1 pseudogene is annotated in these 286 nt (G+C 59.4%); it reads right to left on the bottom strand.

Going from position 1 to position 286, the window contains the following annotated elements:
* A pseudogene (locus KBI52_RS00405) lies at positions 1–286 on the bottom strand (PD40 domain-containing protein); the annotation flags it as partial.

The following is a 286-nucleotide window of genomic DNA, read 5'->3' as shown; positions in this document are numbered from 1 at the left end:
TTGGCCTTGTAGAGCAGGTCGACCAGGAAGATGTCGCTGGCATTGTTGCCGTCGTTGGCCACCAGATTGGTGGCGTCGCTTTCGAACGTGACGAAGCGCCCATCGGGACTGAACTGAGCATCGAAGCTGCCGAAGGTCGTCTCCATGCCGCTGGTCGCGATGGAGATGCGCGTGACCTCCTTGGTGTCCAGGTTCTTGAGGAAGATGTCGGCTACGCCGTTGTCGTCGCCGGCAACCAGATTGTCGGCATAGCTTTCGAACACCACGTAACGTCCGTCCGGGCTGA

Source organism: Microvirga sp. HBU67558, from assembly GCF_018069605.1.
GTDB classification, from domain to species: Bacteria; Pseudomonadota; Alphaproteobacteria; order Rhizobiales; family Beijerinckiaceae; genus Microvirga; species Microvirga terrae.
Note: the sequence above shows the minus strand (reverse complement) of the source record. Positions and strands in the feature narration are given on the sequence as shown.